Raw genomic sequence first — 16,824 nt, 5'->3', positions numbered from 1 at the left:
TGTCTTTTGTTAATACTCCGTTCACAAAGATGGATTATGATGTGACTTGAACATCAAGAAAAGGGGGCTCAACGGCTTGAAGCAAAATAACGGCCTGAAGCAAAAAGAAAGCAACAAAACATTAATCTTGATCGGGTTGATGATCGGGGTCATCTTCGCAGAGCTTGACGAAACGGTTGTTTCGACGGCGATGCCCACGATTATCCGAGATCTAGGCGGCTTAGCGCTGTATGGCTGGGTTGGCGGGGTCTATATGCTCGCGATGACCTCATTTATGGCGGTACTCGGCAAGCTGGCCGATTTATACGGACGCAAGAAAATTTACATGCTCTCTATGGGCTTGTTCATTGGCGGCTCTATTATTAGCGGTCTGGCACCATCAATGGAGGTGCTGCTCATTGGTCGGGGTATTCAAGGGATAGGCGCAGGGGGACTAATGCCGCTTGCGATGGTCATATTCGGAGATACGTTCCCAGTTGAACAAAGGGCTAAGATACAAGGGATATTCGGAGCTGTCATGTTCATCCCACAGCTGCTCGGTCCGCTCGTAGGCGGATATTTTGCCCAGCATATTTCATGGCACTGGATCTTCCTTGTGAATATTCCGGTCGGTATTCTGGCTGCAGTCATCTTATCGCTCGGACTCCAGGAGACGAGAGTGGAACGCAAAGTAAGTGTCGATTGGTTCGGGGCGATCCTTCTTGTTGCCGCGTTAGTCAGTCTGCTGCTCACACCAGTATTGCATCAGACAGAAGGATATGGCTGGACAGATCCTGTCATGCTGAGTCTCATGGCTGTAGGATTGGTCTTGCTTGTATTGTTCGTATTCGTAGAATCCAAGGCGAAAGAGCCGATCTTGCCGCTTCACCTGTTTAAGAACCGCAATTTCGTTGTCTTATCATCGCTCGTATTTGTCTTCATTCTTGCCGTAATGGGCGCACTCTCTTCGTTCCCATTCTTTGCGCAAAATGTGCTCGGACTTTCGCCAACAGCGGCAGGCTACCTGACACTTCCACTTATGGTGGGCGCAATTGCAGCAAGTGTTGTAGCAGGACGTTTGATGACGAAAGTGCCTTACCGCAACATTTATGGCGTTTCGTTCATTCTGCCGGTTATCGGATTTTATTTGCTCTCGACAACGCATGTGGATACGCCAATTTACATGTTCGTTATTTACTTCATCATTCTCGGACTTGGTTTCGGTACATTGTTCGGCAATCAGCTGATCGTGCAGGAATCTGTAGAGAAAGAGAACAGCGGTATCGCGCTATCTGCCGTGACGCTCTTCCAATCCATCGGGATGACAATCGGATTCAGCTTATTCGGCTCCGTGCTTGCGGCGAATGTAACGTCCGGCTTGAAAGGGTTGGCTGGTTCCATGACGGCAGATCAAGCAGCTAAGCTGGGCGATATCTCGACAGGCTTGATTCCCAATGATATTGATCCTACGCTGCTCGAACAAATCAAAATCGTTTTCGCAGACGCGTTTACAAACCTTTACTGGATCTCGTTCGTCCTTGCGATCGTATCCTTCCTGATCTGCTGGTTCTTGAAGAAGGAAGTGCTCGTGACGAAGAAAGATGACGAAGCGGGAGCCAAAGAAAGCGTGATGGAAGCGACGATATGATCAAGCAGCTTGATTTGACGAATCCATCGGCAGCGCAGCAGTTCCTTGATGTTCAGCTTCCTTCTTACCGAATCGAGGCCGAGCTTATCGGCTTCGACGGTATTCCGGGTCTTCATGATACGGTAGAGAAGCTTGGGAAATGCCAAGAAACGTTCTTCGGCTGCTATGTCGACGGCTCACTTGCAGGAGCAATTTCCTACAGGTTGGAGGAGAATGGCAGCGTTGTCGATATCCACCGGCTTGTTGTCCACCCTGATTACTTCCGCAGAGGAATCGGCGAACAGCTCGTAACGTTTGTTCTGGAATCCTTCCGGAGCCCTGCAAATACAATCATCGTGGCTACAGGAGCCGCGAATACGCCGGCGAAGCGGCTATACACGAAACTCGGCTTCAAGGAAGAGCGAGACGTGGAAGCGGCACCGGGATTATTCATGACGGAGTTCACCAGAAGAGGAGATTGCTGAGCTGTTACAGCCGGCAAGCTCCTCTTTGCTTTTGACATTGCCCGCTGGTCTTGATGGCCTTACAATTAATGGGACTATTGGCGACGGGAGAGATGAAGCGGTTGAAACCTTCAAAATCAGCACAAGCTCCACTTGTAAAACAAGGCGTGAGCGCATACTTTCTACTCGGTATTATCGCATTTCTGTGGGGGCTTAATTACGCTGTCGTACGGGTGGGCTTGGAGTCGCTCGATCCGATGCTTTTCTTAGTGCTGCGCTTCGGCGTATCCGCAATACTCATGTTCGGCCTTCTTCGGTGGAAGGAAGGGAGCATCGGCATTAGCCTAAGTGATCTATGGAAATTCATTGCCCTTGGGTTAATTGGCACGACGCTGCTGGAGAGCTTCGTGGTGGTCTCCATCGATTATACAACGCTTGCGAACTCGTCGATTCTAAGCATCGCGCCATGGCCGATCTTCGCGGCTATCTTCTCACCGATTTTTACGAAAGAGAAAATCAGACGATCGCTGATCGGGTATGGCTTCATATCGATGCTAGGCGTAGTGCTGGTCATCCTGGCTGGAGGCAGCTTCTCACTCGATTCCGAACTGCTGCTTGGCAATTTGCTTGCCTTCGCCGTCAGCGTCTGCGGGGGTTTCTACTCTGCTGCCTGCATTCCGATTCTTAAGAAATATTCAGCGCTGCGGATGACCACGTGGATGTTCTCCTTCGGCACCCTGTTCATGCTGCCTTTTACAACCAAAGCTTGGGGAGCAACCGATTGGACCGGCATGGGCTGGTCTACGATTGGGGCACTTGCATGCAATGTGTTTGTCATTACGATCGTTTGTTTCCTGCTGTGGAACAAAGCAATGCCTCAGATCGGCGCAGCTACGGCGAGCTTCTATCGTTATTTGACCCCTTTGGCTGCTGCTTTATCCGGTGTATTGTTCTTCGAAGAACCGGTTTATTCCGGTCAGCTCGTCGGTGCTTGTTTGATGTTTATGGGACTGATCGGCATTAGTTTGCCGGCTAGAACGAGAAAGTCGAAACAGAATACGCCTAAACCGGTTGCAACACAAGAATAATTGATGCTTCTCATGCAAATACTTTCATTACCGAAGATGCCGGAGTTGTTCTATGCATGAACTAGATGTAAAATAGTTGAAGCATCAGGAGCCCCTTCAAGCAGCCATGGCAGAGCCGATCACCTATACGCTCATCCTCACCTCCTTGTTCGTAAAGCTGATGCTTTGCGTGCATGGGGGTTTTCTTGTTCCCCGTACGCAACGCTTCAACTTAACCGCATAGAAGCAAGAAGGAGGACGTTATGGCGTATCGAAGCTCGAAACGCAGACTCGATCTGCTGCCTTACACACTGAAACATCGACTGCTGGCCATGCTGGCGCTGTCCGTTATTATTCCGCTGATCTTGATTGGACTCATCTCGTTCTTTGGCATCTACAATTTGCTTCAGAACAAGGTGGAGAAAGGGGTCGAGAAAAGCTTGGAGCAGGAGCGCAAAGGGATTGAGTCCATATTGAGCAACTTGGATTATTCCTCGCGCCAACTGGCCTTCGAAGGGAAGGTCGGCAAAGACCTGAAGAGCTATCTCACCACGCCTGATCCGCTTGATCGCAAAGAGCTGGCGGACGAAATTGAGAATTACATCTCGCTGATTAATTACACAAACCCGCTGCTTGGCTTAACAACTTATTACTTGCCCGATACGAGGGAATTCCTGTTCGAGAATCTATATATCAACCCGAAGCTCAATATTGACGACTTTGCTAAAATCAATCAGAATACGAGCAATTATACGATTCACGGACCGCATCGAACGTTATATACCAACAGCCGCAATTCCGTCTTTTCTATTATGCGGCAAACGGAGTCCAGCTCCGGCGAGAAGAACAACGTGCCGATCTTTGTGTACATCGAGACGAACGTCTCCGCGATTACGAGCTTGTTCAATAATGACCCTTACGGGATGCCTGTCCGGCATTTGATGATTGATGCGAAGGGACGCATCATCTATAACAGTCAGGAAGATACCGAGTTCCCGATTGGCGCCGATATTACAGCTATCAAAGAACGTCTGGGCGATAAATTCGTCTTCTTCGAGAACGAAAGCAGTTACGGCATCAAAGTCGCTGTCGTGATTGACCGCAACGACTACCATAAAGAGATGAATGCTTGGCTCCAGCGTTTTGCAGCCGTTGGCATTCTCTCCCTTGTGATCGGGTTAGTCATTGGTTGGATCATCTGGAGCATGATCTATGGTCCGCTGCAGCGGATCCGCAAGCAGTTCAAGATGCTTGGCGAGAATCGGTTCCACGAGCCGCCGGTTTCCCTTCATATCAAGGAGTTCGACGAACTGCTGTACCACTTCTACGAAATGCGTCAGCGCATTCGCGGTCTGATGGTGGAAATCGAACAGAAGGAAGCACGCAAAAGACAGCTCGAGGTCGAGAAGCTGATGTACCAGATGAATCCGCATTTTATCCATAACACACTCAATACGGCGCAGTGGCTTGCTCGTATTAACGGTCAGGACGAGATCGTCCGGCTGCTGATGATTTTTACGCGTGTGCTTAATTACAATTTGGGCAAGGAAGGCAAGATTGTAACCGTCGGCGACGAAATTCAGACGGTCAAAGATTACATGGAGCTGCAGCAAATCAGATACAATCATAAATTCAATGTGGACATCGAAGTGGAAGAGGGGACAAGCGCAATTGAGATGCCGCGATTTATATTGCAGCCGCTTGTCGAGAATGCCCTTTATCATGGCTTTAAGCAGAAGGACGGTACCATTGTCGTAAGCGTAAGCCGGGAGAATGAAGACCATCTGTTCATCAGCGTGAAGGATAACGGTGAAGGGATGTCACAAGAGGTCATCGAGTCACTGTTTCAGTCCTCTGATGATGCCAACCGTCGCAAGGTCGGCCTTGGCATTGGGCTGAGCTTTGTCAATAACATTGTGAGAATGTATTACGGTGATCCGTACGGACTGAAAGTGAAAAGTGAAATCGGAGTCGGTACGGAAATGAGGCTGCTGCTGCCAATCACAGTAAAGGAGGTGTGGGATGATTAGGACATTGATCGTAGACGATGAGCATTTGGTACGCAAAGGACTGGTGTTTACCGTTCCGTGGAAGGAATGCGGGTTTGAAATTGTAGCCGAAGCGGATAATGGGGAAAGTGCGCTCGATATTATTGATCGTGTGCCGATTGACCTGCTGTTGACCGATTTGACGATGCCGGTCATGGATGGCTTTGAACTGATGCGCATTGTGAAGGAGCGGCACCCGGCTGTACGCACCGTTGTATTGACCTGTCATCAAGATTTTCATTTCTTGCAGGATGCGATGCGTTTAGGCGCTATCGACTATGTCGTCAAGACCGACATTGCCGACAATGTGCTCGAAGAAATGCTGCTGCGTATTTCGGAGCGCATCGTGGCTGAGCAAGCACAAGGCGGACCTGCTGAAGCGGGTGAACAGGCGAAGCGGCATGAATCAAGGCAATCTCTGGTCGTTATGGTTCCGGAGCGAGGGACGCCGCAAGCCCGTCCGGAAGGTTTGGAAGGGGCTGTCCAAATTCAAGATTCGATCTGGATGGTTCCGGGCAAAACCAGCTCGGAAATCGATGCGCTGCTTTCTCGGATCGAACATGACGGAGAAGCGGACAAGCTTTGTTACGCACGCGTAACGAATTGGCCGGATAAGCCGAAGACCTCGGATTGGCTTCCGATGCTCAAGGAACGCATGTTTTACGAGTCGTATGCAAACGATGAATATATCGTTTCACTTGCGGAGTTAACGGGAGAGAAGCCGAGCACCATGGATGTACCTTCCGAAATCCGGCAAGCTTGGCGCAATCAGCGCTGGCTGTTCGATAAGAAGGAGTTCGAGGAACTGATGCTGTCCATTCGCGATAGTAAGCCTTCCTTTGGCAGCGTCGCAGCCATGTTCGAGGATTTAGCATCCGCATGGGACTTGCTGGCTGTCAACAACAAGCTGTGGGCTAATTGGCGCACGGCAACAGCGGCCTTTACTACGCTTGCTGAATGGCAGCGCTGGTTCGAGCAGGCATCAGGCAGCATTGCTCAATATGCGAGAAGCCGAGGGTTCTCGAATGACGTCTTTATCGCGATCATGCGCGCACTTGAGATGCTGCATACGGATTCGGGCGAAAGTGCGAACCGTACGGAGCTGTCCGCTAAAGTGAATCTCAGTCAAAGCTACTTCAGCACGATTTTCAAAGAAATCATCGGTAAATCTTTTCATGAAGCCGTTAAAGAAGCGCGGCTGGAGAAAGCCAAGCAAATGCTCGTCCAGCATGCCGATATGCCGATTTACTGGATCGCAGAGAAAACAGGCTTCCAGGATGAGAAGTATTTCAGCAAAATCTTCCGGTTGCAGACCGGTATGGTGCCCTCAGAGTTCAGAGAACGTCAGCTCCGGCGGTAAAGGTCAGAAAAAAAACGAATGCAGGTGAGAAAAATGTCGTCTCGTGTCGTTGTGACGATCGAGGGTAGACGTTCTTCTCCCATGCAGCGGTCCCGATTCCCTCACGATTCGGCTTGGTGCGGCGGTATGATGGACATGTACCAAATAACATTAACAGCCGAAAGAAGGGGTAGCATTGAAAAAGGCAGCATTGTTGTCGGCAGTAGCATTAATGCTTGTTGTAACCGCTTGCGGAGATAAAACAAATGAGACCGCAAACTCGAATAACTCGAATAACTCGAATAACACACAATCGGACGCACCAACGAACACACCGGTAGAGAATGCCGATCCGTTTGGCAAATACGCAGAAACCGTTGAATTTACGACAATCGTGAACAACAACCCGGAAGCAGCTAAGAAGTTCCCTGAAGGCGAATCCTTCGAGAACAATAAATACAAGTCCTACCTGGAAACATCGCTTAACGTGAAATCCACTCCGCTTTGGGAAGCGAATGGATCGGCATACTCCAATAAATTCAACCTGATGATCGCAAGTAACGATTTGCCGGACATCTTCGTTGTAGAGAACATTGATAAGACGCCTGCAAAAACACTTCTGAAACGTATGTACGATGCAGGGATGCTGGAAGATTTAACAACGGTTTACGAGCAATATGCAACCGATGCGATTAAAGAAGTTAACAAATCGGTTGATAATAAAGCGCTTGAGAACGCATCGTTCGATGGTAAGCTGTACGGTTTGCCAAGCGTAAACGATATGAACAACGCTCAAATGGTTTGGATCCGCCAAGATTGGCTGGACAAGCTGCAATTGAAAGCTCCAACAACAACAGATGAGCTGATGGCTGTAGCTAAAGCGTTCAAAGAACAAGATCCAGACGGCAACGGTAAAGCAGATACGCTTGGTCTGGCTGTGCAAGGCGCTCAATTGTTCAATAGCGATCCGTTTACACTGACAGGCTTCGTATGGGCGGAGAACGCATTCCCGAACATGTGGATCAAAGACGCTTCCGGTAAACTCGTATACGGTTCGACAACACCTGAAATGAAAACAGCGCTTGGCAAATTGGCGCAAATGTACAAAGACGGTTCAATCGACAGCGAATTCGCGCTTCGCGACGGTAACAAAACAGCTGAATTCCTAGCTAGCGACCGCGCAGGTATGATGATGGGTATGTGGTGGAATCCGTTCTGGCCAATCGGCGGTGCGATCGATAACAACCCTAAAGGCGAATGGAAAGCTTATCCGATCCTGACTGGCGACCATGTTAACGTAGGTAACGAGTTCTACTCCAACTCCTTCATGGTTGTTAAGAAAGGCTACAAACACCCAGAGCTTGCTGTTAAAATCATGAACACGATGAAAGCAAACTCGACGAAGAAAATTCCTGAGCTGCTTGAGCTTGAAACAACAGGCATCTACAAAGCAAGCGATTCGACTAGAAACCAATGGGGTCTGAACGCACAAATTTCCCCTGCATTCCCGGATACAACGGCTCGTACCGTTAAGAAATTCGATGACATTTTCGCAGGAACAGCACAAGCAGATATTCTTGATATCGCGGAGAAACCAATCTTCGATCAAGTGAAATCCGAGAAAGACAATCCGAAGAAAGACTTGAACAACTACAAGACGTTCCTGGCTTGGATGGAAGGTAACGGCGTAGTATCGCATAACAAGCTTAACAACGTATTCAACGAATTCACAGGCACAACGCCAACAATGGAACAAAGCAACACGACGCTTACTGACCTGCAAACGAAAGTGTTCCTCGAAATCATCATGGGCAAGAAAGATATTTCCGAATTCGACAGCTTCGTAACGCAATGGAACAAGCTGGGCGGCGAGAAAATTACAGAAGAAGTAAACGCAGAATATACAAAAACGCATTAATGTAAGTTCAAGCTGATGGAGAAGGAAGGGCGTTAATCCTAACGGTTAACGCCTTTTGTTTCCTAAGCGTGATGGGAGGATTAGAGAAATGGCAAAGCTGTGGCAGAAGGAATCCATACATTTTCATATTATGCTGTTGCCTGCACTTGCATTGGTTTTGATTTTTCAAATCTATCCGATGTCAGGGATTGTATTGGCATTTAAAGATTTTGTACCTACCAAAGGAATCTGGGGCTCACCATGGGCAGGATTCAAGCATTTTCTCTTCGTTCTCGACAATCCGGAGAGCGCCAAGATTTTGCGCAATACCTTAATTATTTCGTTCGGTAAAATCATCACGCTCATCATTGTTCCAGTCGTATTCGCACTTATGCTGAATGAAATCAGATTGCGCTGGTTTAAACGTACGGTTCAAACGGTTGTCTATCTGCCCCACTTCCTGTCTTGGGTAGTTGTAGCCGGTATTCTGAAAGATGTTCTGTCCCTTAGCGGCCCTGTAAACTGGGTGCTGCACAGCTGGTTCGGCTTTGACCCTCAGATGTTCCTCGGGAGCAATGAATGGTTCCGTACGATCATCGTTTCATCTAACGTGTGGAAAGAGTTTGGTTTCTCTACCATCATCTACTTAGCGGCTCTCACAAACATCAACCCTTCGCTCTATGAAGCGGCTGAAATTGACGGAGCAGGACGTTTCCAAAAACTAATGAATATTACATTGCCGGGTATTGCGATGACCATCGCGCTGCTTGCTACACTCAGCCTTAATGGTGTACTTAATGCGGGCTTTGACCAAGTCTTCAATATGTACAACGTACTGGTTATGGAATCCGGTGATATTATCGATACTTACGTGTACCGCTCAGGGCTCATGTCTGCCCAATATGAGATGGCAACCGCAATTGGTTTGCTCAACTCCGTCGTAAGCTTTATCCTAGTCATTCTAACGTATACGATGGCTTACAGATTTGCTAATTACCGCATCTTCTAGTGTAGACAAGCGAGGTGAAATGGAATGGTTCAAAATAAAACGCTCGGTTCGCGGTCATTTGATGTATTTCTGCTGTTGTTTATGGTAGTCGTATCTCTTCTGTCCGTTGCGCCTATTATTCATACACTTGCGTTGTCGCTTAGTAAAGCTTCCTATGCGATGGCTGGACAAGTATTCTTGTGGCCGAAAGGCTTTGAATTCAGCTCTTATCAAAAAGTATTTACAGATAAGCAATTCTTTCTCTCCTTCTGGGTTTCGGTAAAGCGTACCGTCACTTATACTGGATTTAGCTTGCTCGTCACTGTCTTGATGTCGTACCCGCTGTCACGCGAAACGAGACAGTTCAAATCAAGGAACGTTTATATGTGGGTATTCGTATTCGTCATGATGTTTAACGGCGGTCTGGTTCCTACGTACCTGACGATCAAATCCCTTGGTATGATGAATAACTTCTGGGTTCTGATTCTTCCTGGTCTGGTTAACGTGTACAATGCTATTCTAGTGATGAACTTCTTCCGTAACCTGCCGAAAGAATTGGATGAATCGGCCGGTATGGACGGAGCAGGCGCTTGGCGGAAGCTGGTTCTCATTTACTTGCCGCTCTCGCTGCCGGTACTTGCGACCATTACCCTCTTTAACGTCGTCACCACTTGGAATGAATACTTCTCCGCGATGATCTACGTCACGAAGAGCAACTTGATTCCGCTGCAAACGTATCTGCAGCAGGTCGTTGTCACGATCGATCCGACGAAAATCACCACAGAGAACGTAAGTCAGCTTACGAAAGTTTCCAGCGAAACGCTCAACTCGGCCAAAATCGCCGTAACGATGCTGCCGATTCTCATTATTTATCCGCTTCTTCAGCGCTACTTCATCACGGGGATAACGATGGGTTCTGTCAAAGAATAAATCAAAGCGTGAAGCGAGGATCTTTCATGACGAACAGTACAGTTTCATTAATTACAAGAGCCGACGACTGCGGAAATTGCGAGTCGCATAACCTGGCGATCGCGGAGAGCGTGAAGCACGGCATCGTGCGTAACGTCTCCGTGATGGCAACGGGCGCCGCGCTTGATCACGCGGCGGCTCAGTTTGCCGGAGACCGGAGCATCTGCTTCGGTCTTCATGCTACGATGAATGCGGAATGGGAGACATTCCGCTGGAAGCCGCTGCTCCCGGCATCGGAAGTATCGACACTTGTCGATGCCGATGGTTATTTCATGCAGCATCCGGGGCTGTGGCTTGCCGCGCAGCCGGATGTTGAGCAGATCTTAAGCGAGATGAAGGCGCAGCTGGACAAGCTGCGTGCAGCGGGTTTTGAAATTACATATGCGGATTCGCATATGTTCTTCGAGTGGGCGGTTAAAGGGCTCGATGCAGCTTTTGATGCATGGTGCGTGCAAGAAGGGCTTATCAGTCATCGACCGTTTACAGGCAGGTTGCCTGAGCTTGGCGGTGAAAGTGCGAGTGTGGGAGCTGGAGAGAACGCTGATGCAGGGGATCCGGTGGATCAGTTCGTCGCTAGGCTGAAGCTTGCCGCGCCGGGTCAGTATTTGATCGTCGGCCATCCCGGTTATGACGATGAAGAGACTCGGGGCTGGGGGAACTCGGATTATCCGGGTACGAAGGTTGCGCAAGATCGCCACTGGGAGCGTTTGATGTATACGGATTCGCGTGTGCTCGAAGCCGTGAAGAGCGGTGGCGTTCGATTGCTTCGCTATGATGAGGCGCAGGCCCTATAGAAACGATTGCGGATTCTATCGCAGCTACAGGAGGAGAATGAACGATGGCAGTCATTCATATGGATTTTTTTTCAAGCGTTTTGGGGATGACCTCTTCGGTATCGATCGTGATGCCGCAGGACGTGCAGCCGGGCGAGAAGCTGCCGGTGCTGTACATGCTCCATGGTTTAAGCGATAACGAAAATACATGGCTTCGCCAAACGACGCTGGAATACCAGTTGTCGAAATACCGCATGTTCGTCGTCATGCCGAACGTGCACCGCAGCTTCTACTCCGATATGGCGCATGGCCGCAAGTATTGGACGTATGTGAGCGAGGAGCTGCCGAAGATCATCAAAGCGATGTTCCCGATTTCGGACCGCAGAGAAGATACCTTTGCAGCTGGCTTGTCGATGGGCGGTTACGGCGCAATGAAATTGGCGCTGGCTTATCCGGAGCGTTATGCGGCTGCGGCAAGTTTCTCCGGTGCGCTGGATATCCGCGCGCTGGGGCATCTGTTCGAGGGCAACGAGTTCACGGATATTTTCGGTGACATTGAAGGTACGAAGGAACATCATGATGATTTGTTCCACCTTGCGAATGTCGCGGCGAAGTCCGGCAAGGAGCTCCCTGCACTGTATCAATGCTGCGGCACGGAGGACTTCCTTTATGCCGACAATATCCACTTCTTGAACCATATCAAGTCGCTTGGCATTGAGCTGACGTACGAGGAAGAAACAGGTCTGCACGAGTGGGGCTACTGGAACATGAAGCTCCCGCGTGTGCTTGAGTTTCTTACTGGAGCAGCGAAGAAGGATGCTGTAACTCAATAGATAAAGGGAATGCCCGCTGGTCAATTTGTTGACTAGCGGGTGTTTTTTTTGTTGTTGCGGGGTGCTCACCTGCAACAACTAAGCGTGGCCGGACCTCGCTAACCCCGCGAACCCTTGACACACACTTGGAATTCGAGCTTAAATCCTCATTGGGCGGGGCACCAGCCCCAAACTCTGCGGAAACGAGTAAAGAGTAGCTCCCAGAGCAACACATCCGCCGAAACTCAGCGGAATAGAGCAAGAAGAGAGATACGAGATACCGCTCATGGTAGGGAATAAGCAGTGCGGTTAGCTTTAAACGAGGCAACATCAGTAAACAAAAAAAGGGCTGACTCACAAGCCGCATAATTGCGCGCTTTGTGAGTCAGCCCTCATTAATTCACTTTAAGCGAAGCGGATTTCGACGAGTACTTCTTCGGTACTTGCATCGCATGCAATGGAATAGAAGCCCTGCTCGGAGCGGATTTCAGCAGCTAATCCGTTCACAGTCGCAGAAACGGGAGCAGACTTTGACGCGAAACCATAAGTTCCGCCTTCATGAAGCAGCACAGACGCGCGGTTTGGCTGAGCGCGCATCCACTTGACTGTCGCCGCAGAAACGTATTTCTCAATCAGGCCGAGGCTTGCAAAGCCGTTCCGGTAAGGAGCTGCGCTAAGCAGCTGAGGTTTTCCGCGTTCAACCGTGAAGCTATACGCTCCATTCTCTTCCAGTAACGAAGCGCAGCGGCCAAAGTAACTGTAGACCGCATATTCAGCAGCCTCAAGTCCAGCAATATCCGCCAGTCGCAGTGAACCCTCTATCGGCGCAGCATCCGTATGAATGTGGAACGCAGCGAGCAAGCCGCTGTCGCCGGAGCGGCTCATGATTTTGAGCGGCACCGCGGTTTCTACCGGGTTCACCAGAAGCACGTCTTCTGTCGGTATGCCCGGCTTGTCGGCGCGGAGTATGCGGCCATCCGACAGAATAAGCGGGCGAAGCACGTCAGCATCGGTTTCGCCGACTTTATCGCTGACGTAAACCGGGCCGCCGCTGATCGCGCGGAGAACGGCATGATCCCTGCTATCCGGATGGGATGTCCACCAAATGTCCCAGTCGCCCCAGTACAGCGTGCTGTGATAGAACGAATTGTAGGCGTTCTGCAGTGCGTGCTCGCGGAACCATTCCGGTTTCGCCGGATAGAAGTCGTCGCTGTTACGCGAAATAGCAGAGTTGACGCGGCTCCACACATTTTCCTGTGCCATGCCCATACAGTTGATCAATCTGCCATCAAAGTAGAGCGATGCCGACGCTTCCAAGGCTTCGTGCAACCCTTTCGCAGCTTGTCCAAGCGGCTGCTGGCCTTTGACAAATTCGATCAGAGAGCTCTGGCTGTCGACCTTCAGCATATCGATGCCTTGCCCAGCCAACCAGCTATGCCATTCTTTCCAAAAGCCGAAACCAAGCTTCGCATCAGGGCTTGGAAGCAGCCGCCCGGCAGTGTCGGCCTGCAGCAGATCCCGATGTTTAATCGCGATTTCACTCTCCGGATCTACTCCGTGCCAATAGCCGGTGAACGCATGCCAGACCCCAACCCAATTGACGCCGTACTCGTTCTTAAGCTTGCTTACCGTGCCGCCAAGTCCATCCGGGAATTTGGAGCGATCTTCCTTGAACGAAACGAGCGCTTTCTCGCGCACCGGTGACCAGCCGTCGTCGATCATCACCCATTTGACAGGAACCTGTTTAGCTCGCAGCTCCTCAGCTTTATCCTCAATGCCTTTCTGAGAGACATCATGATAGAACGCATCCCATGTGCACCAGCCCAAATATTCGAAAACCTCCGGATAACGCTTCGACTCGCGAAGACGAACCGGTTCTTTCCGTGCGAGGAATACCGCCTCAGCGGTTTTCTCAACAACTGCATACGCACTGTCACCTTCATGCAGGACAAACAGCAGCTCACGGCCAGTCCTCACACCGCGAAGCAGCGGGGAAATGACAAACTGCAGCCCATCGCCATCACCGCGCATGGTTGTTTTGAACACATTCGAGCATTGCGGGAACAACTGGGTGTAGCGGCCGTCCGCTTTCCAGAGCAGCGCTTGCGTTTTCTCAGGGAGAGCCGCTGTGTTCTTCGCCATATAAGGTCTCGTCCACCACCACTTGTACGCATTATAGTGGGCCAATATTCCTTCCAAGCTGCCGACAGGTTCACCAACAGACAGCAAAATGCCGTTATCTGCCGCCAAAGCATGCGTAACGCCGAAGATATCTTGTTTTAACTGAACGGACATATATGCGGTGACGGTGTGCTCATAACAACGAAGCTCGAGTGTCAAATGGCTTGTTTCTTCAGCATCATGGAAAGGTAGGAGGTAAGTTTCAAAACTGCCCAGCTCATCTTGGCCGCCTTCACCTTGGACCCATCCTTTTGTTTCATAGATAGGGGTATCGCCATTCTCATAAGTAACTTGAAGAGCATATTGGTTAAATAATTGCTGTGGTTTCATTGAATAATCTCCTTTGCAGCTTCGGTCATGCTCAGCTAGTCGAGCAGAGTACATCTGTAATCATAACGGAAATGACTCGTCTGCTAGGAGGGAAATAGGTCTTGCAAAGGTGGAAAATCGTCTGTAGTTGCATGGGCCGAAAAGTTTCTACTGTACAGATTTGGAAATGGATTTTATAATAAAACCAAATTGGTCGACCAATCGTCCAATTTCATGAGGGAGAGGATGACGCACAATGAGGCTTGTGACAGTCGAATTTGAAGGCGCACCCAGAGTAGGTGTCAGGACGAATGATGGTATTATTCTGACTGACTACACAGACATGAAGGATCTTATTAAGGATGGCGCGAAAGGGATCGAGAGCGCTAGAACACGTCTTGAAAACGGAAATCCACAGCAAGGCTTGAAGCTGCTTGCACCGCTTACGTCACCCAGCAAAATCCTATGCTCCGGCATCAATTACGCCGCGCATTCGGAAGAGGATGAGCATGCGAAGCTGCCTTCAGAACCGTCCGTATTCTCGAAGCTGCCTTCCTCGATCATCGGCCCTAATGAGGCGATCATCATTCCTACGCAGGATTGCCAGGCGGATTACGAAGTAGAGCTAGCTTTTATTATTGGAAAATCAGCCAAGAATGTGCCGAAGGAGCAGGCACTCGATTATATATTCGGATATACCGTTATGAATGATGTCAGCGAGCGGGCGCGACAGTTCCGGTTGCAGCACGAGACCATAGGCAAAGGCGTTGACACGTTCTGTCCAATCGGACCGGAAATTGTCTTAACCGATGAGCTGACAGACCCTTCCCAGCTGCGCATCCGCGCATACGTCAATGGCGAGCTTCGCCAAGATTGTCATACATCGGAGCAAATTTTCAGCATCCCGGTGCTGATCGAATATTTGACAAGTATGTTCACGCTGAATCCCGGAGATATCGTCTCGACAGGAACGCCTGCCGGATGCGGTGCTTTCATGAACCCGCCTCAATATTTGGAGCCTGGTGACCATGTGATTGTAGAGGTAGACGGGATCGGCAAATTGGCCAATCCGGTTGCTGCCGGTTGGAAAGAGTAACCATACACATGAAAGAGGAGCTGGCTGAATTTGATCCGAAATGTCGATCATATTGCGATTGCAGTTTGGGATATTGACGCATCTTTGCCTTATTATACCGATGTGCTCGGTCTGGTACTCATCGAGGATGAAATGCTTCCTTCCGCAGGTGTGCGGCTTGCCTATTTGCAAGCAGGTAATGTAATGATTCAGCTCGTTCAGCCGATTGGCGAGACAGCGATTCGTAAGCATTTGGAGGAGAAGGGCGAAGGTCTGCAGCATATTTGCTTCGGGGTAGAAAACATTCCGGCAACGCTCGGGAGCCTTCCGGGAGAACAGAACGTACAAGTGAAGATGGGCGGAAGAAGCCGCAGGGCATGTTTTATTGGAGCGAGACCGAACAGCGTGCCGATTGAATTGACGGAGCGGGAGCCGTTCGCCGCTGAAGCTGATACTGCCAGCTAATCGAGCATCCTAGATATACATAACGAAACGACGAAAGTAGGCATCACAATGACCAATATGAACTCGAATACGACTAACACGACGACAAACTCGAACGAACTCCACTTCGAACCGATTGAACGCAAGACGATGGTGATGGAGATTACAGACCGTCTGCTGAGCTACCTATTATCCGGCAAAATAAGACCGGGAGCCAAGCTGCCAGCCGAACGCCAGCTCTCCGAAGCGATCGGTGTAGGACGTTCTTCCCTGCGCGAAGCACTCAAGGCGCTCACCGTAATTGGGTTGCTCGAAGTGCGGCACGGGGATGGCACTTATTTGAAAAGAGCCGATTCTGAGCTGCTGCCACGGGTGATCGAATGGGGCTTGCTGCTCGGCGAGAAACGGACGATGGATCTCATCGAAGCGCGTCAAACGATAGAGGTAGCCGTTGCCAAGCTAGCTGCAACCAGGCGGAATGAGCAGCAGCTTCTTGAATTGAAAGCGATTGTTGATCAGCTCGATACGACAGGCAATACCAACAGCGTATTCGAAGCGTATACGGAATCGGATATTTCTTTTCATATGAAGCTTGCGGAAATCGCCGGAAATACGGTGCTGCGCGATATGCTTACCAGCATCAGGTCGCTGCTGCGCGTGTGGATCAAGAGTGTTGTGGCTTCCGAGGGAAGCACTCAGTTCTCCTACATGGAGCATTTGGCTGTTTACAAAGCGATCGAGCTAGGGGATGCGGAAGCGGCAGCGCGGGCGATGGACGCCCACATGGATTCGGCTTCTTCCAGACTGAAGCAGCTGATTGAGGAATGGAATGAAGAGCAATAAATGGAATGT

Annotated in this window: 14 protein-coding genes; 13 read left to right on the top strand and 1 reads right to left on the bottom strand. The window is 49.9% G+C overall.

Features of this window, described 5'->3' with window-relative positions:
- The first annotated feature begins 76 nt into the window (after window positions 1-76).
- From AC506A_RS18720 to AC506A_RS18675, 10 genes are all read left to right on the top strand, one after another.
- On the top strand, window positions 77-1,627 hold the full coding sequence (locus AC506A_RS18720) for an MDR family MFS transporter (RefSeq protein ID WP_495462530.1): 1,551 nt from the start codon (window positions 77-79) through the stop codon (window positions 1,625-1,627).
- Window positions 1,624-2,091: a GNAT family N-acetyltransferase gene (locus AC506A_RS18715; RefSeq protein ID WP_495462529.1), complete on the top strand. Its 468-nt coding sequence runs from the start codon at window positions 1,624-1,626 to the stop codon at window positions 2,089-2,091. Before AC506A_RS18720 ends, AC506A_RS18715 begins: the two co-directional genes overlap by 4 nt.
- A gap of 101 nt (window positions 2,092-2,192) precedes the next feature.
- A complete protein-coding gene (locus AC506A_RS18710) occupies window positions 2,193-3,158 on the top strand; it encodes a DMT family transporter (RefSeq protein WP_495462528.1) in 966 nt (321 codons plus the stop codon).
- Window positions 3,159-3,400: 242 nt separating this feature from the next.
- A complete protein-coding gene (locus tag AC506A_RS18705) occupies window positions 3,401-5,167 on the top strand; it encodes a sensor histidine kinase (protein WP_495462527.1) in 1,767 nt (588 codons plus the stop codon).
- Window positions 5,160-6,545 carry a response regulator gene (locus AC506A_RS18700; RefSeq protein ID WP_495462526.1) on the top strand — a complete coding sequence of 462 codons (1,386 nt, stop codon included), beginning with the start codon at window positions 5,160-5,162 and terminating at the stop codon, window positions 6,543-6,545. The genes AC506A_RS18705 and AC506A_RS18700 overlap by 8 nt, the downstream gene beginning before the upstream one ends.
- A gap of 175 nt (window positions 6,546-6,720) precedes the next feature.
- Window positions 6,721-8,442: an extracellular solute-binding protein gene (locus AC506A_RS18695; RefSeq protein ID WP_495462525.1), complete on the top strand. Its 1,722-nt coding sequence runs from the start codon at window positions 6,721-6,723 to the stop codon at window positions 8,440-8,442.
- 88 nt (window positions 8,443-8,530) lie between these two features.
- Complete coding sequence (locus AC506A_RS18690) at window positions 8,531-9,430, top strand: ABC transporter permease (protein WP_495462524.1); 900 nt, start codon at window positions 8,531-8,533, stop codon at window positions 9,428-9,430.
- Between the two features lie 24 nt (window positions 9,431-9,454).
- Complete coding sequence (locus AC506A_RS18685) at window positions 9,455-10,339, top strand: carbohydrate ABC transporter permease (protein WP_495462523.1); 885 nt, start codon at window positions 9,455-9,457, stop codon at window positions 10,337-10,339.
- Between the two features lie 26 nt (window positions 10,340-10,365).
- The gene (locus AC506A_RS18680; RefSeq protein WP_495462522.1) at window positions 10,366-11,172 is read left to right on the top strand and encodes a ChbG/HpnK family deacetylase; all 807 of its coding nucleotides are present in this window, start codon (window positions 10,366-10,368) and stop codon (window positions 11,170-11,172) included.
- A 44-nt stretch (window positions 11,173-11,216) separates the two neighbouring features.
- On the top strand, window positions 11,217-11,984 hold the full coding sequence (locus tag AC506A_RS18675; protein ID WP_495462521.1) for an alpha/beta hydrolase: 768 nt from the start codon (window positions 11,217-11,219) through the stop codon (window positions 11,982-11,984).
- 384 nt (window positions 11,985-12,368) lie between these two features.
- On the opposite strand, the gene AC506A_RS18670 is transcribed toward AC506A_RS18675, so the two are convergent.
- Entirely contained in the window at window positions 12,369-14,474 is a 2,106-nt protein-coding gene (locus AC506A_RS18670; protein WP_495462520.1) for a Sip1-related alpha-galactosidase, read from the bottom strand.
- Between the two features lie 235 nt (window positions 14,475-14,709).
- On the opposite strand from AC506A_RS18670, the gene AC506A_RS18665 reads away from it, so the two are divergent.
- From AC506A_RS18665 to AC506A_RS18655, 3 genes are read left to right on the top strand one after another with little or no spacing between them, the layout of a single operon-like run.
- Window positions 14,710-15,549 (top strand): fumarylacetoacetate hydrolase family protein, encoded by an 840-nt coding sequence (locus AC506A_RS18665; RefSeq protein ID WP_495462519.1) that lies wholly within the window; start codon window positions 14,710-14,712, stop codon window positions 15,547-15,549.
- A 30-nt stretch (window positions 15,550-15,579) separates the two neighbouring features.
- Window positions 15,580-15,993 (top strand): VOC family protein, encoded by a 414-nt coding sequence (locus AC506A_RS18660; RefSeq protein WP_495462518.1) that lies wholly within the window; start codon window positions 15,580-15,582, stop codon window positions 15,991-15,993.
- A gap of 48 nt (window positions 15,994-16,041) precedes the next feature.
- Entirely contained in the window at window positions 16,042-16,815 is a 774-nt protein-coding gene (locus tag AC506A_RS18655) for a FadR/GntR family transcriptional regulator (protein WP_495462517.1), read from the top strand.
- Window positions 16,816-16,824: the final 9 nt, after the last annotated feature.

This window comes from Paenibacillus sp. N22P23 (assembly GCF_059383735.1).
This window is presented reverse-complemented; position numbering and strand designations above follow the sequence as displayed.